The following is a 17,273-nucleotide window of genomic DNA, read 5'->3' as shown; positions in this document are numbered from 1 at the left end:
ATCACCGTCACCGAGGCAGGATCTTGGAAAGGCGGGAGGCCAGCCGCTGTTCGGCGCGGCTCGCCGCGCCGTCGAGGTCGAGCCGTTTCGGCAGCTTCGTCTGCCGCACCAGCAGGAAGAGGGGAATGGACGTGGCGCGCCCGACGCCACCGCGGGCCAGGCGATCGCCGCGCGCCTTGCCGTCCGCCACCAGCAGCGCCCGGCGGTTGCCGTTGATCGGCACGAAGCGCAGGCCCCCGAACCGTTCTTCCGCTGCCTGGATCGCCGACCACTTCGCCTTGGCGCGCCAGCGCGAATGCGCGTTGTCGCGGCGCCCCCACTGCCGATCCAGCCCGGCGGCCACCGCCGCCGGCAGCGGAATGGCCAGCCATGAAGCGTTCTTGGCCCGGATCGCCGGCCCGGCGTCGAAGGCGGCGTGCAGCCGCGTCGCGTTGGAATAGACAAGGCTGGCCGGGCGGAAACTGCGACGCCGCGCCTTGGGGTACACCTCCAACCGCCACGCCTTTTCCAGCCCTTCGCCCAACCCGGCCGCGCGCACCTGCGCCCGCAGATCCGCCTGCAACTCCGCGGCGACGCCTGAAACCGCGGCGCGCGCGGCGTCGGCGATCTCCGAAAGGCGGTCGTCCAGCACCGCCCGTAGGTCCCCGTCGATCCGGCCGACGATCAGCACCACGGCGTCATCCGGCACGGAGTTGCGAATTCGGCTTCCCCTTCAACCATCCGATTGGACAGCACACGCCCGGTGCTGCACCATCGGATGGGACGTTCCATCGGGGAAAGGGGAAGCACATGAAGTTCGTCTGGGGATGCGTGTTTGTCGCCTGCGTCCTGGGGACGTTCGGCTTCGTCGCGGACATGCAGGCGGCGCAGAGCGCGCCGCAGCAGGCGGCCGCGGCGGCCATGGCGCTGTTCATCATCGTCACGCCGTACGTTTGCGCCCGCGCGCTGGAAAAGCTGGCGGCCAAGCCGGCTATGGCCGTGACCGTCACCAACTGGCCGGCACCGCCCAAAGCGCCGATGAAGGCCGACGAGCACGACGGCAAGGCCGCACGTTTGCGGCCGAACGACTTGGTGTCCCATCCCGTGCGCGGCGAGGGCGTGGTCATCCGGACCGAAGACGACGGCTTCGTCATCGTGCAGTTCGCCGGCACAGAGGCCCGCATGGACCCGGACTGGCTGAAGCGAGCGTGACACGGAAGCGGGCACCGTCTGGCCTCAGCCGCCCGCCACGAGGCGGATGCCCAGATAGACGATGCGGCCGTTCGACTTCAGCCACCGGGCCCGCTGGCGCAGCACCCGGCCGAAGGCGTTCTGCGTCACCGGGTCGGCCGCGGTCCGGCCGCACCACAGCAGGTAGGCGCTCCACAGCTCCTCCGCCGGCAGGCGCGCCTGCGGGTCCGCCGCCGCCGTGCACGACTCAAGGAACGCCGTGACCGCGTCCGGCCCGCGCTCCTCCGGCGGACCGTCCAGCGGCGGCAGCGGCGACGCGCCCCACAGGCGGATCGCCGCCTTGGGGCCCTGCAGCATCCGCGCCTGATTGATGATGTCCAGCCACAGCCGCAGGCTGCGCTCCGTTCCCACCAGCCCGGACGGCTCGTCCTCCGCCGCCGGCTCCACCGGCGTCGCCTCGGCGACGGCCGCCACCGCCGCCGCACTGTGGAGCGCGCCCTTGAAGTGCTCGAACAGCACCCGGTGGCACTCGCGCTGATAGGCGATCAGCCGCTCCTTCAACTCCGGCTTCACCCGGTTGACGTCCGCCCCGAACAGCCAGCCGGGGATCAGGTCGAGGGGGAGGCAGAGAGTTCGCTGCATCCCGCCCCCAGAAGGCGCGGTTATCATAACCTCACCTTCCGCAAGCGACGGCGTGCGGTGAATGCGCTGCCGCTGCGAATGCCAGTCAAGGCCAATCGCTTCACAGATCGGCCGCACCGCCACGAACACGCGCCCGTCCGAGTCGCTCCGCGCCCACAGCGTGTCGCCGGTCGGGGGGAACGGCACCGCTTCCAACATCATCGACATCTCACACCTCCGCCCGTACCAGAGGCCCGAGCAGACGGGCGGCATCCTGGAGCACCGACCAAGCCGCCTGCTCGTCGTAGGACGTCGCTGACTTCGCAGCGGCGCGCTTCAGGTCCATGGTGAGGCGCATCTTGCACAGCGCACCATCCATAGTCGCGGCCTCGACGGCCAACAGGGCCCTGGTCAGGCTGACCTCGTCGTCGTCGAGCTGGTCGGCCATTCTGATTGCGGCCAGCAGATCGCCGAATTCGGGATCGTGCCCATAGTGGGCATCCATCAACCGGCCTTTCGGGACAGCCCCCCACCGCCGTTCGAGACGCCCGAGGGTTGTCTCAATCAAGTCCTCGACCACGGCACGGGCTCGCCGAACCTCCACGTATCGACGGTACAGGCCGGGGATCGGATCGTGCAGGCTGGCTGCCGCCGGCAGCGCCGTGACGGCCAGAACGGGGGCGGCAGCCGCCGACGCGGCCAGCAGCGCACGGCGGGATAGGTTGGAAACGTCGCGCATGACATGCTCCATGCTGTCCAATTTAGAAAGAGTTTCGCCATATTGGACAGAGGAGGTCAATCGTTTTTCGACAGAGTTGACCGGAAATGGCGTCTCTCCTACCATCTCGCCATGATGAACGCCGCACAATGCCGAGCTGGTCGGGCTCTCGTCGGACTGACCCAGCAGGATCTTGCCGCCCTGTGCGGAATCAGCATCGTCACCATCCGAAATTTCGAGAACGAAAAGACAACCCCTTACCGCGGAACGCTTGTCGTCATCCGACAGGCCCTCGAAGAGGCTGGCGTCGAGTTTACGCCGGACGGCGGGGTGAGGCCGAAACCTGCCCCCGACGCGTGATTTGGATTCGACTCTGTTCCACCCAGGGGTCATTGTCTCCGGACGGACATTCACGGAGGACGAAATGGACCCGTACGTTGCACGTCTGGAAGGTCGCCTCAACGCGATTGAGTTCCTGCTGGAACAGATCCTCGCACAGCAGTGCCTGACAGCTTCCGATCCCGTACAGAACGCGGTGGCTGCCGGCGAACGTGCCGCCGTCCTGATGTCGCGGTCACGGCCGGGACCGGAAATGGACCAAGCCGAGTTCGAACAGCTCGCTGAGGCGACAACCGCAGCCATGGACAGGCTTATGCGGCTCGTTCTCCAGCGCGTCCAAGAGGTGACGAACGGGTGAGTTCTGGTCCGGCGTCCCCGACCAGATGAAAGCCCGGCCGAGCGGGACCGCGCGGTTGGGGGGAATGCCGCTCGCTCGCCGCAACGGCAGTCCCCGGCGCGCCGCCGGGCGTGTTCGCTGTGCTCATGGTCACCTCCGTGGTGCAATGGTGTTTCGCTGACCTGCGGCATCACGCCACCGCGTCCCGCCGCAAGTCGGCGTCGGCCGCGTCCATGATGGCGAACGCGTCCATCATGACGGCGGCCTGGTCGCCCCAACCGCCGGCTTCCGGAAGATGGCCGGTCACCGGGACGATCCCGGACGCCATGCCGCCCACGCGCCCAGGCGCCGGCCGGTAGGCCCGCCACAGGTGCAGCATCTCGTAGTCGCCTTCCGTCAGGAGGCGGGCGGGGTTGGTGTGGTGGACGGTGCCGCAGATGTCCCATCCGCCGGCGCCTGCGGCAAGCTCTTCGAGCGCGGCGTCGAAGGCCGCCGGCTCGAAGGCGACGGCGACGGCGATGCGGAGTTTCCCGCGGCGGCCTCGTCGACCGTCATCTCCGACACGATCTTGTAGCCCAGAGACTTGATGCCGCCCTCGCCCAGCACGGCCAGCGTGGCGTCGCTGGTGAGCCCGTGCTCGCGCACGAACGGCTCCGGACGCCCCTCCCAGCCGATCAGGAAGTGCTGGCAGGCGAAGTAGGGGACGAGTTCGAACCAATACGCCCGTTCCGCCTCCACCGCCGCGTAGCGGGCACCCAGCGAGCGCGCCAACCGCGCGATGTCCCCCAGGCGCACCAGCGCATCCGGGTCCATGTCGGCGACCGTGGCCGCCTCGGCCTCGTCGACCGCCGCCAGCAGGGTGTCGAGGTTGACGGGGGCGATGATGCGCAGATCGTCGCGCAACGCGCGGTAGAGTTCGCGGTCACCGGGGTAGTCCGCCCCGGCCTTGCGCATGGCCCGGCGGAACGCGGCCCGTTCCAGATAGGACGGGACGCGGTAGAGATAGGTGGGGCCGTCCTCCACCGGGGTGTGGCGGCCCACGGCCTTCGTGCTGGCCGGCAACGTCGTCATGGTCGGTCCTCGTCCTCGTGTCAGAAGATGCAGATGCCGAGACCGGAATCCTGGCCCACGTACTGCAGCGGCACTTCGCCGGTCAGCAGGCCGCTGCGGTCGCCCGGGGTCTCGTTCAGCGGCTTGGTCTGCGCCGCCGTGATGCCGATCCGGTTGCCGGCCGCGGTGCCGAGCCGGGCGTGCAGGATGCGGTTGGTGCCGGCACGCACGTCGGCCAGCACGTTGCGGGTGGCCACGAGCGTCATCAGCGGGTCCATGGACCCGGTCCACTTGCGCCCCGTGATCACGGCCGGGTCGTAGCCCTCTTCCGAATTCGGGTTGTCGGGCATCGTCACCTGGCCGCCGTCCTCGAACGTCAGCGTCTTCAGCGCGGCCGGCTTGCGGTCCCACGTGAAGACGCCGCCCTTCCACACCGGCGGACGGGTCGCGTCGAACACGCCCGTGGGCACCGCCACGTCCGTCTTGGAGACGAACACGCCGCTGAAGGTCCAGGAGAAGCGACCGACCCCGTTCGCCTCGAGGCGCAGCGACCGCCGCCCGCGGCAGCCGGCCATCGCATACTTGATGCCGTCCATGTACACGTCCATGGACACCGACGGGATGTCATCCGACGCCGGCAGGTAGAGGACGTTCACCGGGATCTGGTACGTGGTGGTGTTGTCGAGCGCCGGATCGAAACTGTCGGCGAGCGTCGCCACCTTCCCCGACGTGTAGTCGGTCACGAACGTCGTGGCGCCGCCCGCCGGGTTCGTCCCCAGCAGCAGCGGCATGTACCGGTAGATCTGCGCGGTGCCCGCGGCGGACGAGCCGAGGGTCAGCGTCGTTCCGCTGCCCGCCGACGCCGCTTCCGCCGACGCCGGCACCGCCGACGCGGTGATCACCTCCGCACCGCCGGTGGCCTTCCATAGGTTGCCCCACTCCGCAGCCGTCCCGGGCGTGCCGCTGCCCTTCAGGAAGCTGTCGAACGTCAGGTCGAACATCATGCCGGCGACGAGGTCTTCGAACGGGTCGAGCGATCCGGTGACCTCGTTCGTCTCGATCTGGTTGGGCCGCGGGGTCGGGCGCGGGTTCTCCACCAGGACGGCGTCGGTCGCAGCCGACGGCGAGGCGTAGACGCCTTCGCTCGACTCGATCTTGACCGCCACCAGGGCGTTGCGCGTGCGCATGGCCATGGGCCTTTACTCCTCTTCGGGGGAAGTGACGGGCGCGTCGCCGGCCGCGCCGCGGCGCGGCTTGCGATTGGGAGGGGCTTGTTCGGGAGAAGGCGGTCCCGGCGCGTGGATCACGGTTGAGACGGCCTTGCGCACAGTCACGGCCATGCGCCCACCGTCCGGCGGGGTGTCGTTCATCGGGCCCTCTCTCTCAGGTTGGTCAGGGGGCGAGCGCGTAGGGGTCGCCCGGTTTCGTCCAGAACTCGACGAGGTATTCCGCGAGAATGGCGCCCACCCCGCCGATGCCTTCGTCGTCGGCCGCATCCCGGTCCATCGCGATCGGGGTGCAGTCCACCGCCAGCCCGCCGAGCGTCCAATCCGTTTCGAACGCCGCCTGCACCGCCGCCGCAAGGTCGGTAAGCAGCCGGTCCAAGCCGGTGTCCGAAGTGTCGTCGGTGAGGCCTTCGATGCGCACCACCAGCAGGTTGCGCACCACCCCGGCGGCGAGCTGTTCCGACGGAGGGTTGCCACCGGTCACCCGGAACGCCAACGCCGGCCGCTTGCCCTCCGGCACCTCCTTCCGCCGGCCGCGGAAGACCGTGATGGTGCCGGGCACGTTGGGGGCCACAACCGTGCCGAGCTTGGTCTCGACGGCGGCGATCACTTGTTCTTGGATGCTGGCCGGCATCAGGAAAGCTCCACCCGCCACAGCAGCCGGTCGGCGTCGGGGTGACTGGCCTTCTGCACGGTGTGGGTGACGCCGCGCACCGTAAGCTGGTCTCCTTCGGCCAGGTCCGGCACCTCCGACACCCGCAGCTCGGCAATGCGGGCGGCGGCGGTCGCTCCGGCACCGGCACCCGACCAGTCGCGGTCCGGTGCCCTCCACATGACGCGGCAGGGCACCGCCGCCTCGCCATCACGGACGACGGTCGCCGCAATCGCCAGGCGCGAGGCGAACACCCGGTCCAGCGCCGCGGAGAAGACGGACACCGTCAGCCCGCCCCGCCGGCCTTGCCGCGGGCGCGCGGCTCGCGCAGCTCGGCCAGCACGTCCTTGCCGATCTCGCCGTGCGCCACGCCCAGCACCTCGCCGCGCTTGAACTCGACGCGGCCGGTCACCTCGTAGAGGTCCCCGTCCTCGTCGACGCGGTGCAGGCAGGTGGCGCGCGCCGCCGCCTGTTCCGGGGACAGCGCCAGGACGAACCCCGGCGCGAAGCGGGCCACCGCGCCCGCGACCTGATAGCGCTTCATGGACCGTCCCTCCGTCAGGTCAGGGTGACCAGGCAGGCCTTCTTCCAGTCGCCGTAGGCGGCGGCCCGCTCGGTTTCCACCGACACCAGGACCTCGTCCTTCTTCTTGCAGTGCTCGCTCTCGAGCCAGAGGGTCCAGAACAGCATGCCGTCGACGTCGTAGCCGGTGCCGGGGTTGTTCGGCACGCGCTGCTGGCGGATGATGGGCTTCTGGTTGCCACCCAGGGCGAAGATGGCGAACTTGTTGGTCCAGGCCCCCAGCCGCGGCGTGGCCTCCACGCGGAACCGGAAGCTGTCCTGCTCCACCAGGATGTTGGTGTCGCCGCCGTCGATCGCGCGCGCCCGCAGGGCCGCCACCGAGTTCTTCATCAGCGTGTGACCGGTGAGCACCAGGAACTCGGTCTGGCCCTCGTTGCAGAACTCCCCCTTGTCGTCCTTGAAGGCGATCATCTGCTGAATGCCGGCCATGATGGCGTGCACCATCTCGCCCGCCGAAGGCTCCGTCGTCGACCCGTGCACGCTGACGGGATAGGTGGAGATGTCGGCGGCGATGGAATTCGACTGCGCCCCGCTGTCGCCCTCGGCGTGGTCGGTGTCGAAAAAATACTGGCCGTCGTAGCACACCGACGACGCGCCGTTCAGCACCAGCGGCGCCACCAGCGACGCCCAGTGCGCCTTCGCGCGCGTGGCCACGTCGTCGATGCGCATGCGCACCTGATCCGTCTTGTCGTACAGGATGAAGTGCTTCGGGATGCTGACGCCGCCCTGGTAGGGCACGTTCGCGACCGCCCACGTGGTGGTGCGGAGCTGGTCGAACTGCTTGGGACCGCGGCGCTCGCGGAGTTGCGGCACCATGCCCAGCCACGGATACGTCTCGCTGTCCTGGTCGGAGCGGATCGCCGGCGTCGAAATCGCATCGACCCACGCGGTGCCGGTCGACTGCATCAGGGACTCGTAGAACATGCCGAGCACCGCGCGCTCGGTGATGATCGGAGCGGTCATGTCGGGGATACTCCTTCGTCGCGTCAGTTGCCGAGACGGCGGATGACGTTGTTGATCTTGGCCGCCAGCGACGCGATAGCGTTCGCGACCTCGCTCTGGCTGTAGGTGCCGCCGATGACGGCGATGGTGTCGGCCGGCGTGCCGCCGGAATTGTCCGTCAGCTCGGCCACCAAGCCGTGCGCCGCCTCGAAGGCGACGACGCCGACGCCGGTGGACATCCACGCCGTCACGTGGCCGATGCGCGTGTTGCTCCCCTGCGTCAGCGTGAAGGTGTTGTCGTCGGAGGCGTAGACGTCCTTGCCGACGTCGGTGATCGCCAGGGAGGAGATGGCGAGCCGGATCAGGCCGCGCGTCCTGACCCGCACGTGCTTGTCGCCGGCGGAGCCGGAGGCGTTGTCCACCTGCGTTTCCGCGAAGCCGCGGAAGGGGTCGCCGGCCTGCAACGGCCGGGCGTAGCCGGAGCCGTTGTCGCCGACGGCGGCCCCCTGGTAGATGATGTCGGTGGCGATCACCGGCAGGTCGTTGATGTCGCCCTGGAGATAGGTCCGGGGCTGGTCGGCGGTGAGGGTGGTCATGTCGGGGTTCCCCTGTTAACCGGTTGCGATCAGCGGCGGGACGCCTGCGCCTGCACCGTCAGGAAGCCGAGGTACGTGGCGAAGCTCTTGAACTCGCCGCGCAGCTCGGCATCGGCGCCCCACGCCGCCTTGGCCCGCTCTTCCAGCGGGCGGCCGTCGTCCACCAGCGGGTTCGCGGGCTTGCCGCTCCCGGACCGCGGCGGCGCCTGCGTCGCGTCCGCCATCGGGCCGGTGCCCTCCGTCGCCCGTTCGTCGTCACGGCGCATGCGAAGCTGGTCGGCCCCCTTCTGCCGCTCCGCCGCGAGCACCTTGACGGCCGCCTGTTCCGGCGTCGTCGTCCCGTCGGCCTTCAGGCCGGCGATCAGGGCCTCATGGCCGGGCAGCGCCTGCGCCTCGATGCCGAGAATGCGGGCCCGCTCCCGTTCGGCGCCTTCGGCGCGGAACGCCGCGGCGATGTCCGGGTGCTTCTCGCGGATGATGTCCGCGGTGATCGGCGCCGGCTGGACGCCGGCTTCGTCCCTGGTGGTCTCCGCCATGGTTCTGGTCTCCCTGGATGAGGAGCGGACTGCACCGCTCCGGGTTCGGCCCGCCAGGACGGCGAGCACCTCTTCAAAGCTCGACACCCGGGCGGCCATCCCGGCCGCCACGGCGTCGGCGCCCACGAGCAAGCCGCCCTGCCCGAAGTCCTGAAGCACCTTCTCCTCGGACACGGCGCGGAAGCCCGCGACGGCGGCCACGAAGCCCGCGGCCAGCCGGTCCACCAGGGCTTGCAGGCGCTCGCGTCCTTCGTCCGTGGTCGGGTCGGTGCGCTTCCACGGGGATTGGCTGGAGACGATCTCGATCCGCCGCACGCCGGCCTTGGCCTCGCGCTCGCGCTGGTCAAGGTGCGTGCTGACGACGCCGATGGACCCCAAGACGGATTGCGAGGCCACCGCCATGTCCGGCGCCGCCGCCGCGATCCAATAGCCGGCCGAGGCCGCCATGTGGTCGACGTAGGCCGCCACCGGCTTGACGCCGGCCGCCGCGCGCACCTGCGCGGCGAACTCCGCGATTCCCGCGACCTCGCCGCCCGGGCTGTTGACGTCCAGCAGGATCGCCCGAACGTCGCGGCTCTCCACCGCCGCCGCGAAGTCCTGCGCCAGCAGGGCCAGCGAGGTTGCCCCCGACAGCCGGGTCATCAGGTTGGCATAGCGGAAAATGGGGCCGTGCACCGGCACCACCGCCACGCCGTCGCGCATCTGCACCGACCGCGTCCCGTCCAGGGCCGGGCCGGTGCGCGTGGCCACGGCCGCCGGCTGCATCCACGGCTCCACCTCGCCGCGCTTCCACGCCGCCAGCACCTCCGGTGTGACCGGGTGCCGGTCGGCGATCTCCAACAGCGTGTGCAGCGCCGGTTCGTAGATCGCCCACGGCACCCCGGCCGCGGCGGCGAAGGCCGTCGTCATGGCATGTCCTCCCGTTCCGGCCGGTCGGCCGCAGCATCCTCCGGGGCCGGTTCGTCGGCCGCCGCCGGGGCGGCCCCCGGCACCGGGCCGCCGGCCTCGCGCACCCGGCGCTGCATCGCCGCTTCCTTCAGGCGTTGCGGGTGCTTGCGCTCGAAGCTGCCGCCGGTCAGTTCGGCGGTCACCTCGGCGTCCGTCTTCCAGCCGTGCTCGGTCATGATGACCGCGGCGTCGGCCTCCTTCTTCGGATCGATCTGGCCAGGCGACGGGCCATCCCACTCCGCGCCAAGCCACGCCGCGCAGATGAACGGGTCGGCGAAGAAGCCCGGCGCCGCCAGCCAGCCGCGCGCCACGCACTCGCCGATCACCTCGGCATAGACCGGCTGGCAGAATTCCGCGGCCAGCCACGCCCGGCGCTTCCGGAAGAACTTCCAGGCTTCCAGGATCGCCGCCCGTGCGGCGCTGTAACTGGCGGTGAAGTGCTTCACCAGCAGCTCGTAGGGCAGTTCCAGCGCCACGCCGATCTGCCGCAGGATCGCCAGAACGAAGGGGTCGAAGGCTGCGTTGGGGCGGCCCGGATTGGCGACTTCGACACTCTCGTTCGGGTTGAGGTCAAGGATCGCACCCGCTCCCAACCGGAAATCGGCCGAGCCTCCGGCCTTCTTCGGTGCGGCGCCGGCCGCCTCCTGCGCCAGCGGCGAGGACGCCCCGCCGTCCGTCTTGACGAACACGGTGAACAGCGCCGACACCGCCGCCGCCATCTGTTCGGCGTCGCGGTAGCGGTCCAGCAGGTTCAGGCTTTCGATCACCGCGGCGAGGTATGGAACGCCGCGGGTGGACCCGGCGCGGTCCGGCGCCAGCACGTGCAGCACCCGGCGGCGGCCCGACGGCAGGAAGGCCGGGACCCGCGACCACGTGCGCCCGCCGAGCGCCAGCTCGGCCGCGTGGCCGCTCGCGAACTGGTAGGCCAGCGGCGCGCCGTCGCGGTCGATCTCGACACCGCCGTTCAGCCACCGGCCGTCGCCGACCGGTGCGCCGTCGCGCACGCCGGAGGGGTTGCACACGCGGTCGCCTTCCACGAGCTGCGTCCGGAACCCGAACGGCGATCCCGGCCGCTCCACGAAGCGCGGCAGCACGAAATGGTCGCCGTTCAGCAGGGCGCCGCGAAAGACGATGTCCTGCTGCGCCGCGAAATTGTGCGTGCGCGCCACATCGCTTTCCTTGGAAGCCGCCCACAGGCGGAACCACCGCCCGGCCTTGCGCTCCCAGGCGTCCGCCTCTTCCTCAGACAAGCCCAGCACTTCGCGGTCGATCTGCGGCCGGACGGTGAGGCCGGGGCCGACGACGTTGGTGACCACGGTGTTGATGGCGCCGGTGGCCAGCGGCGCGTTCTGGTAGAGCCAGCGCGACCGCTCGCGCAGGGTGGGCAGGTCCGGCAGCAAGTCGGCATCGGCCGACGCGCCGGTCCCGCCCATGGTCAGCGTCTGCCGCCGGTCGCGGCGGGCGCCGGTGAAGCCGCCCTGTCCCAGCGCCGCCAGCGTCGCCCGCGCCTGCATGCGACGCGCCAGGGCAGCCGGCGACACGTAGCCGATGACGCGGTCCAGGGCGTTCGGCGGCGGCAGCTTGAGCCCGCTCATTCCGGCACCCCGAAGCGGACGCCGATCCCGCCGCGCGATTCGCGCTCTACGGCGCGGCGCAAGGCCGTTTCGCGCCGGTACAGGGCGTTGAGGTCGGCCATGGTGATGCGGCGGCCGTCGTACGTGACGTCCTGGCCGCCGTCTTCCACGGCGGCGATGGCCGCCTGCACACGGTCAAGCTGCGTCTGGTAGCTCTCGGACATGGTCACCTCAGACCTTCGGAGCGCACGCGCCGGCCGGCCGGCGCCACCGGCGGCGGGGGTGCTGCGGACAGGGGTGGGGCTGCGGGCTCCCCATCCGGATCGGACGGAACGGCCGAGGCGATGGGCGGGGCCGGCGGCGGGGCAAGCGGCAGGTCGAACAGGGTGGTCTGTCCGATGGGCACCGCGGCACGCTGCGCCGCCAGGGCCTGCCACTGCTCGGCGGACATGGTGTCGCAGCCGAGGTAGTAGGCGAGCGCGCGGGAACCGACGGCGATGTCCAGCTCTTCGTTGGGGCCGTGCTGTTCCCACCACTGGTAGGGCCGGCCCTGGCGCTCGCCGCGCTTCAGAGATTCCGCCGTCGCTTCCTTCAGCAGCGTGAGGTCGGCATCCTCGTTGTAGTACAGGCCGCCGGGCCGCAGCGTGCCGTCGGCCGCCGGGCCGCGCAGCATGCGGCGCAGGGCGCTGAAATGTTGGGACTTCAGTGGCCATGTGCCGAGCGGCCACAGCAGGCAGCCGCCCTTGATGCGCTGGCCGCGCCAGTCTACGTCCACCTTGACCGGGCTCCCCATCGCCGGCATCAGCCAGGCGCGCCGGCCCTCGCCACCGCGGCCGTCGCAGGCGAACACGCCGGCCCGGCGGCGGCAGAACAGATAGACCCGGTGGGAGAGGTAGCCGGTGTCGACCCCCCAGGCTTCCACGCCCCACAGGGCCCCGCGCTGGTCGGCGTAGCGGCGGGGCAGGATCGATTCCAGCCGGCTCCACACCTCGTCCCCTTCGGGGTCGCCGGGGATGGTGCCGCCATCGATCCGCCAGCCGGTCGGCACGCCGGGCAGGCCGGCGCCCCAGGCGTAGACGCCCCAACGCAGACGGTCGCCCTGGACGTCGACGAAGCCCGTCAGCACCAGCGCGCCGACGGGGAGGCGCCGCGACGCGAAGGGGATGCGGCGTTCCAGCAGCTTTTCCGCGTCCGGCGCGTCCGTGGTTTCCTTCCACGGCTCACCCAGCACCTGCATCGTGAAGACCTTCATCTTCTCCGGACCGCCGTCCTTGGCGGTGAGGAAGGCCTTGACGATGCCGTCCCAGGTGTTGAAGGGGCTGTAGGCCTGCCAGATGGCGAAGCCCGGCTGGCGGCCGCCTGCGCCGCGCGCCGTCCAGCGGTCGAGGTCGGCGGCGGCGAACACCGGCGGCGGGGCCGGGTTGCCCTCGCCGCCGGGATAGCTCTTGATCCACCGGCCGGCCGCCAGCATGGCTTCCTTGTGCCGGTGTTCGATCAGGCAGCCGCAATCGGCCCCCTGGCACACGAAATGAGCCCGGTAGGGGGCTGCGTCGTTCCACTTCAGCCGGTCCCAGCGCAGCACCTGGTAGGCGCCGCAGTGTGGACACGGCACGTAGTAGCGGCGCTGGTCGGAGGCGTCGAACTTCGCCGTGATGCGGCACAGGCCGTCGATTCCGGGGGTCGAGTTGTAGAAGATCTTCGCGCCGCGGGTCTCCCGCCATGCGTTCGTGCGGGCGTAGGCCTGTTCCACCGGGTCGCCGCGGCCGTCGGCGTCCCAGGGGTATTCCGACACCTCCTCCATGACGATGACGCGGTAGCTCATCATCTGGAGAGGGGCCGACGACGACGCGTGCCCGATGACGGCGAAGCCGCCGGCGAACCGCAGCATGCCTTGCGTGGAGCTGTCGGCGTCGCGGCTTTTCTGCGGCCGGACGCGCTTCGCCAGCTCCGGCGTGGCTTCCACCGCGGTGCCGAGCTTGAGCTTGGCGTACTTTTCGACCTCGTTGGTGGTCGGCAGCAGCACCAGGACGGGGGAGGGGTCGGTGTGGATGATCGATCCCACAAGGTTGATTCCGGCCTCGGTGAAGGCGACCTGCGCCGACTTCTTGGCCACCACCTCGGTGGCCGGGCTGGTGAAGGACAGCTCGTCCTGAAGCTCGCGCAGGTACGGCACCAGGTCGCCGGACCACTCGCCGGGGAAGGGCGATCCCGATTCCTGGCCGACGTAGCGGTATTCTTCCGCCCACTGCGTCACCGTCAGGCGCGGCGGGGGCGTGGCCCCCCGGCGCAGGCCGGCCAGCAGCACCGCCCGGCCGTCCGCCAGGCCGGGAAACCGATCACGCAACGGCGTCACCGATTCCCGCCTCGGTCAGGATCTTGGCCACCATCTCGTCCAGCTTGGCGAGAAGCGCGCGGTCGGCCTCTTCCACGATCAGCGCCGCCGCCCGCTGGTCGACAACGCCGACCAGCTTCTGCGCCAGCCCCGGCGCGCGCTGCGCCAGCAGGTTCCGCAGCATGACGCCGATTTCAAAGCCGGCGTCTTCCACCGGCCCCCGTTCCACCAGCGTGCGCTGCCGCTCCGCCAGGTCGAGTTCCGCCTTGTCCGCCTCCGCGCGCGTCTTCCGGATGCGCTCCACCGCCAGCGAGGAGTCCGCCGACGCCGGCACCGGGGCCGGCGCTTCGCTCCGCCGCTTCGCCGGGTCAAGCCCCTTCTCCCGAAGCGCGCGCAGCTCCGCCACCGACACCAACGGCCGCGCTTCGCCGCCGTGGTTCGCCAGCACCCCCTGCGACAGGTAGCGGCTGACGGTGGATTTGTTGACACCCACCGCCGCCGCTGCGTTGGTCAGATTGGCCAGATCGTCCGGTTGCATCGTTGCGCAACGTTGCGGCAAATCAACAGCTTATCGACTGCCACGCACAGACGCCTCTGCTGCCCGTATTCTCTGGGTCAGCCGGAAGGACCCGCCGGGGGTGGGGGAGGGCGCAGTCAGCGACGGCCGTGGAGGCGCAGCAGATCGGCAGCCCGCCGCAACACTCCGTCGAGCCACTCCCAATAGCCGGGCGTGCCAAATGCCGGCGGGGCGGCGGGCTGGACATGCGCACCATGATGGCCACAGTGCGAACATCGCAGACGTCGCGCCAGCATCACCAACGACGTGCCCGGCCCGTGCTGTCGCAGCAGTTCGGCGACAGCCACCCTCTTCCAAGCACCGCAACGCAGCGCTCGCGGCGCGACGCACCAGATCTCCAGATGCGTCACCCCCTCGCGACGCAGGGTTTCCAAGGCACAGTGGCCATAGGAGTGATCGGGTCTCATGGACGGAGAACATAGCGCGAACGGCCGCGCCCATCCACGCCCTCAGAAAGGGCATCCTTGGTATCGGAGGCATCGTGTCTGGGTCGTAAACGCGAAACGCCCGGCCGGGGTCTCCCCCGGCCGGGCGCACTTGTTCAGAATGGCTAAGACGATTGAACAAACGTGCCCGCGCTGTCAAGCCCCAAGGTGGTAGCGCTCGGCGTAGCGGCGAAGCTCGGCCAGCACCGTGTCGCCGACGCGCCCATCCCGCACGCCCAGCTCGGCGTCCAGCGCCCGTGGCCGGACGCCACCCACCAGCACCCGCACCAGCACGGCGTCCAGATACAGCGTCGCCCGCCGCCCCCGCAGCATCGCGCCGCTGGCGCGCAGGTCCCCGGCGTAGGCCGCCCAGCGCGACCGCGCCGCGCCGCCCAGCGCCACCCATCCGCCCCGCAGCTCGGCCGGGTGGAGCGACTGCGCGACCCGGCCGCCGTCCACCACCAGGCGGCCGGGGTCCACCGCACGCAAGCCGGCCGCCGCCGACGCGTCGTCCATCTGGGCGTGCCGGATGTCCACCGCCGCGCGGGCCATGGCCCCGTCGGCATAGCCCCGTGCCACCATCAGCGCAAGCCACCCCGCGCCGCCAGGGCCAGCCTCTTCCAGTGCCCGCCGCTGCCGCCGCGTCCCGCGCCCCCGGACCGACGCCATCGTACCGCCACCGTCCATAGCCAAAGCTCCCTTAGCCACCCAAGTTCTCCCTGAAAGACCACCAGCCACCACACCACAACCCGTTGATTGTTCTCCCTTTAGGGAGGAGAGGGAGGAGAGGGAGCAACCCGACGACCTACCGCACCCGCACGCACATGCATGTGCACATGACATGGACCGCAACGAATTGCTCCCTGTCCTCCCTCTCCTCCCTCAGGCCAGGAATTCCGCCCCGCACCCCAGGGAGAATTGTCCGACGACCGCTCCCTCTTGCCCGATTGCTCCCTAGATCAGCCCTTCTCCCGCACCGCCGGCGGGAGCCGTCGCCGGGGATTGCAGCCGCAACCCGACGTAGTGGTTTATGCCCATGGACTTCTGGACGCGGGCGCCGCGGTCGCGCATGCGTCGGCCGAAGGCGTTGGCCTTGAGCGCATCCACGGCGTTGTCCTGGCACCAGGTGCAATAGGCCTGATAGAGGGCGTGCGCCGTGACCCGCTCGCCGGGTGAGGGCAGGGTGCAGGCGTCCAGGAACTCGCCGATGGGATCGCTGTCGCGCTGGTACTCCTCGACCGCGGCGCGGATCGCGTCCGGCGGGTCAAGGCCCTCTTCGTGCCACAACCACAACCCGTCCAGCAGCCACGACAGAATGCCGTCCTTCTCCTGGCGCAACTTGTCCAACAGCAGCGGGTCGCGCTCGCCCGGCGGAATGACCACCTCGAACGGCACCAGCAGCACGCGACGCCAGATGCCGATGTCCTGCCCCCGGATGATGGGCTTGTAGTTGGTGCTCATGATGGCCGTGAACTGCGGTCGATACTCGAAGCTCTTCTCGTGCATGTCGCGGGCTTCGATCGGTTCGCCACCCGTGACCTCCTTCACGAGACCTTCGGAGAGCGCAGACCCCTTGTCGGGTTCCGCCATCAGCACCAGCCGAATGCCCGGCAACTTCGCCAGGGTCGGCTTTGGTCCGTCGGCGTTGCGCGGTCCCTGGTCAAGGAACACGCCAACCGGCACAGTCGCCGCATAGTCGCCGAAGACTTCGCGAATGATGTCCACCAACGTGGACTTGCCGTTCTTCCCAACGCCATAGAAGATCACGAATATCTGTTCGGAAACCAACCCGGTGAGACAGTATCCCAACAGCCTCTGCACGAAGCTCCGCACGGCATCGTCAGGCAGAATGCGGCGGATGAAGCGGTCGAACGTCGGCGCCCGCGCGTCCGGGTCGAACCGGGCGCCGGCCAACCGGGTGATCAGATCGGCACGGCGGTGCGCCCGCAGCGCCATGCCCACCGCCGTCTCGGGCCGGTGCCGCAGGTCGAGCGTTCCGTTGCCCGCACACAGCAGCCACGGGTCGGCATCCATGGCCCGGGCCGGCCGGGTCACATAGGCCCGTGCCATCTCCGCCATGGCCTTGACGTGCCCGGCGTCGCCGGATCGCAGGCGCCACGTCTCGAACCGCTCCAAGGCGCGGTGCCACGCCTTGATCCGTTCGTCGCGCAGCTTCGCCGCGTACTTCGGATCGGCCTCGGCCGCGTCGATTTCCTCTTCGGACGGCTCCGGCGGTCCCAGCTTGCGCAGCGCCTCGATTTCCTCGGCCATCTGCCGCAGGGTCCAGTGGCAGCGCCGCACCAAGCCAGCCTCGCCCATCTCCATGGAGAAGCGCCGCCCGTCCCAGCACAGCCATCCGCGCCGGTCGACGAACACCAGATCATCGCCCCACCGCGCCCGCAGCCGCCGTCCGTTGCCGGTGTCGTTCTGCTCGTACTGCGCGAGGTCAAGCGGATCGGCCGCGCCAAGCCCCGGGGGCGGATCATCGCCTTCGCCCCCGTCGGCGGGCACATCCACCAGGGCCGCGCCGTCGATGGCTGCCGCCAGCTCGTCGAGCGCGGCAGCCCCTCCGGAATCGTGGTCAAGTGGACACATGCAACCTCACAGCGCAAATCATCGTGGGCACCCTACAGAGGAGGGGTGCGGGG

Annotated in this window: 20 protein-coding genes; 2 read left to right on the top strand and 18 right to left on the bottom strand. The window is 70.2% G+C overall.

From position 1 onward, the window contains the following. Positions 1–7 precede the first annotated feature (7 nt). Positions 8–673 carry a DUF6441 family protein gene (locus ACSBPG_RS13270; protein WP_435537642.1) on the bottom strand — a complete coding sequence of 222 codons (666 nt, stop codon included), beginning with the start codon at positions 671–673 and terminating at the stop codon, positions 8–10. 116 nt (positions 674–789) lie between these two features. Between ACSBPG_RS13270 and ACSBPG_RS13265 the strand changes: the two genes are divergently transcribed. Further along, positions 790–1,191: a hypothetical protein gene (locus ACSBPG_RS13265; protein WP_435537641.1), complete on the top strand. Its 402-nt coding sequence runs from the start codon at positions 790–792 to the stop codon at positions 1,189–1,191. Between the two features lie 24 nt (positions 1,192–1,215). On the opposite strand, the gene ACSBPG_RS13260 is transcribed toward ACSBPG_RS13265, so the two are convergent. Together ACSBPG_RS13260 and ACSBPG_RS13255 are read right to left on the bottom strand one after the other, a co-directional pair. Next, a complete protein-coding gene (locus ACSBPG_RS13260; RefSeq protein ID WP_435537655.1) occupies positions 1,216–2,010 on the bottom strand; it encodes a phage antirepressor N-terminal domain-containing protein in 795 nt (264 codons plus the stop codon). A 10-nt stretch (positions 2,011–2,020) separates the two neighbouring features. Beyond that, positions 2,021–2,902 carry a hypothetical protein gene (locus ACSBPG_RS13255; protein ID WP_435537640.1) on the bottom strand — a complete coding sequence of 294 codons (882 nt, stop codon included), beginning with the start codon at positions 2,900–2,902 and terminating at the stop codon, positions 2,021–2,023. A gap of 31 nt (positions 2,903–2,933) precedes the next feature. On the opposite strand from ACSBPG_RS13255, the gene ACSBPG_RS13250 reads away from it, so the two are divergent. Then, positions 2,934–3,206: a hypothetical protein gene (locus ACSBPG_RS13250; protein WP_435537639.1), complete on the top strand. Its 273-nt coding sequence runs from the start codon at positions 2,934–2,936 to the stop codon at positions 3,204–3,206. A gap of 169 nt (positions 3,207–3,375) precedes the next feature. Here the strand turns inward: ACSBPG_RS13250 and ACSBPG_RS13245 are convergent, their stop codons facing one another. From ACSBPG_RS13245 to ACSBPG_RS13175, 15 genes are all read right to left on the bottom strand, one after another. Further along, complete coding sequence (locus tag ACSBPG_RS13245) at positions 3,376–3,564, bottom strand: hypothetical protein (protein ID WP_435537638.1); 189 nt, start codon at positions 3,562–3,564, stop codon at positions 3,376–3,378. 17 nt (positions 3,565–3,581) lie between these two features. Continuing rightward, on the bottom strand, positions 3,582–4,256 hold the full coding sequence (locus ACSBPG_RS13240) for a hypothetical protein (protein ID WP_435537637.1): 675 nt from the start codon (positions 4,254–4,256) through the stop codon (positions 3,582–3,584). A gap of 20 nt (positions 4,257–4,276) precedes the next feature. Next, positions 4,277–5,428, bottom strand: coding sequence for a hypothetical protein (locus ACSBPG_RS13235; RefSeq protein WP_435537636.1), 1,152 nt, complete (start codon positions 5,426–5,428; stop codon positions 4,277–4,279). 199 nt (positions 5,429–5,627) lie between these two features. Next, positions 5,628–6,095, bottom strand: coding sequence for a hypothetical protein (locus tag ACSBPG_RS13230; RefSeq protein WP_435537635.1), 468 nt, complete (start codon positions 6,093–6,095; stop codon positions 5,628–5,630). Continuing rightward, on the bottom strand, positions 6,095–6,397 hold the full coding sequence (locus ACSBPG_RS13225; protein WP_435537634.1) for a head-tail joining protein: 303 nt from the start codon (positions 6,395–6,397) through the stop codon (positions 6,095–6,097). The genes ACSBPG_RS13230 and ACSBPG_RS13225 overlap by 1 nt, the downstream gene beginning before the upstream one ends. Positions 6,398–6,399: 2 nt before the next feature. Then, on the bottom strand, positions 6,400–6,657 hold the full coding sequence (locus ACSBPG_RS13220; RefSeq protein WP_435537633.1) for a hypothetical protein: 258 nt from the start codon (positions 6,655–6,657) through the stop codon (positions 6,400–6,402). A 14-nt stretch (positions 6,658–6,671) separates the two neighbouring features. After that, positions 6,672–7,658 carry a Mu-like prophage major head subunit gpT family protein gene (locus ACSBPG_RS13215; protein WP_435537632.1) on the bottom strand — a complete coding sequence of 329 codons (987 nt, stop codon included), beginning with the start codon at positions 7,656–7,658 and terminating at the stop codon, positions 6,672–6,674. A 23-nt stretch (positions 7,659–7,681) separates the two neighbouring features. Continuing rightward, entirely contained in the window at positions 7,682–8,233 is a 552-nt protein-coding gene (locus ACSBPG_RS13210) for a cytoplasmic protein (RefSeq protein WP_435537631.1), read from the bottom strand. 29 nt (positions 8,234–8,262) lie between these two features. Continuing rightward, positions 8,263–9,678, bottom strand: coding sequence for a S49 family peptidase (locus tag ACSBPG_RS13205; RefSeq protein WP_435537630.1), 1,416 nt, complete (start codon positions 9,676–9,678; stop codon positions 8,263–8,265). Beyond that, on the bottom strand, positions 9,675–11,312 hold the full coding sequence (locus ACSBPG_RS13200; protein ID WP_435537629.1) for a phage portal protein: 1,638 nt from the start codon (positions 11,310–11,312) through the stop codon (positions 9,675–9,677). The genes ACSBPG_RS13205 and ACSBPG_RS13200 overlap by 4 nt, the downstream gene beginning before the upstream one ends. Continuing rightward, positions 11,309–11,515: a hypothetical protein gene (locus ACSBPG_RS13195; protein WP_435537628.1), complete on the bottom strand. Its 207-nt coding sequence runs from the start codon at positions 11,513–11,515 to the stop codon at positions 11,309–11,311. The genes ACSBPG_RS13200 and ACSBPG_RS13195 overlap by 4 nt, the downstream gene beginning before the upstream one ends. Before the next feature lie 2 nt (positions 11,516–11,517). After that, entirely contained in the window at positions 11,518–13,635 is a 2,118-nt protein-coding gene (locus tag ACSBPG_RS13190) for a phage terminase large subunit family protein (protein ID WP_435537627.1), read from the bottom strand. After that, on the bottom strand, positions 13,628–14,161 hold the full coding sequence (locus ACSBPG_RS13185) for a hypothetical protein (RefSeq protein ID WP_435537626.1): 534 nt from the start codon (positions 14,159–14,161) through the stop codon (positions 13,628–13,630). Before ACSBPG_RS13185 ends, ACSBPG_RS13190 begins: the two co-directional genes overlap by 8 nt. 620 nt (positions 14,162–14,781) lie before the next feature. Then, positions 14,782–15,207, bottom strand: coding sequence for a hypothetical protein (locus ACSBPG_RS13180; RefSeq protein WP_435537625.1), 426 nt, complete (start codon positions 15,205–15,207; stop codon positions 14,782–14,784). Between the two features lie 372 nt (positions 15,208–15,579). Next, positions 15,580–17,220, bottom strand: a complete 1,641-nt coding sequence (locus tag ACSBPG_RS13175) for a DNA primase family protein (RefSeq protein ID WP_435537624.1) — start codon at positions 17,218–17,220, stop codon at positions 15,580–15,582. Positions 17,221–17,273: the final 53 nt, after the last annotated feature.

The sequence above is a fragment of the Azospirillum sp. ST 5-10 genome (assembly GCF_051225715.1).
Classification (GTDB): Bacteria; Pseudomonadota; Alphaproteobacteria; order Azospirillales; family Azospirillaceae; genus Azospirillum.
Note: the sequence above shows the minus strand (reverse complement) of the source record. Positions and strands in the feature narration are given on the sequence as shown.

Coding starts and splice junctions, on each gene's coding strand:
- ACSBPG_RS13230 (WP_435537635.1), bottom strand. CDS start 6,095: ATGCCGGCCAGCATCCAAGAACAAGTGATCGCCGCCGTCGAGACCAAG.
- ACSBPG_RS13205 (WP_435537630.1), bottom strand. CDS start 9,678: ATGACGACGGCCTTCGCCGCCGCGGCCGGGGTGCCGTGGGCGATCTAC.
- ACSBPG_RS13175 (WP_435537624.1), bottom strand. CDS start 17,220: ATGTGTCCACTTGACCACGATTCCGGAGGGGCTGCCGCGCTCGACGAG.
- ACSBPG_RS13265 (WP_435537641.1), top strand. CDS start 790: ATGAAGTTCGTCTGGGGATGCGTGTTTGTCGCCTGCGTCCTGGGGACG.
- ACSBPG_RS13180 (WP_435537625.1), bottom strand. CDS start 15,207: ATGGTGGCACGGGGCTATGCCGACGGGGCCATGGCCCGCGCGGCGGTG.
- ACSBPG_RS13195 (WP_435537628.1), bottom strand. CDS start 11,515: ATGTCCGAGAGCTACCAGACGCAGCTTGACCGTGTGCAGGCGGCCATC.
- ACSBPG_RS13245 (WP_435537638.1), bottom strand. CDS start 3,564: ATGCTGCACCTGTGGCGGGCCTACCGGCCGGCGCCTGGGCGCGTGGGC.
- ACSBPG_RS13200 (WP_435537629.1), bottom strand. CDS start 11,312: ATGAGCGGGCTCAAGCTGCCGCCGCCGAACGCCCTGGACCGCGTCATC.
- ACSBPG_RS13210 (WP_435537631.1), bottom strand. CDS start 8,233: ATGACCACCCTCACCGCCGACCAGCCCCGGACCTATCTCCAGGGCGAC.
- ACSBPG_RS13260 (WP_435537655.1), bottom strand. CDS start 2,010: ATGTTGGAAGCGGTGCCGTTCCCCCCGACCGGCGACACGCTGTGGGCG.
- ACSBPG_RS13220 (WP_435537633.1), bottom strand. CDS start 6,657: ATGAAGCGCTATCAGGTCGCGGGCGCGGTGGCCCGCTTCGCGCCGGGG.
- ACSBPG_RS13235 (WP_435537636.1), bottom strand. CDS start 5,428: ATGGCCATGCGCACGCGCAACGCCCTGGTGGCGGTCAAGATCGAGTCG.
- ACSBPG_RS13215 (WP_435537632.1), bottom strand. CDS start 7,658: ATGACCGCTCCGATCATCACCGAGCGCGCGGTGCTCGGCATGTTCTAC.
- ACSBPG_RS13255 (WP_435537640.1), bottom strand. CDS start 2,902: ATGACCCCTGGGTGGAACAGAGTCGAATCCAAATCACGCGTCGGGGGC.
- ACSBPG_RS13250 (WP_435537639.1), top strand. CDS start 2,934: ATGGACCCGTACGTTGCACGTCTGGAAGGTCGCCTCAACGCGATTGAG.
- ACSBPG_RS13185 (WP_435537626.1), bottom strand. CDS start 14,161: ATGCAACCGGACGATCTGGCCAATCTGACCAACGCAGCGGCGGCGGTG.
- ACSBPG_RS13240 (WP_435537637.1), bottom strand. CDS start 4,256: ATGACGACGTTGCCGGCCAGCACGAAGGCCGTGGGCCGCCACACCCCG.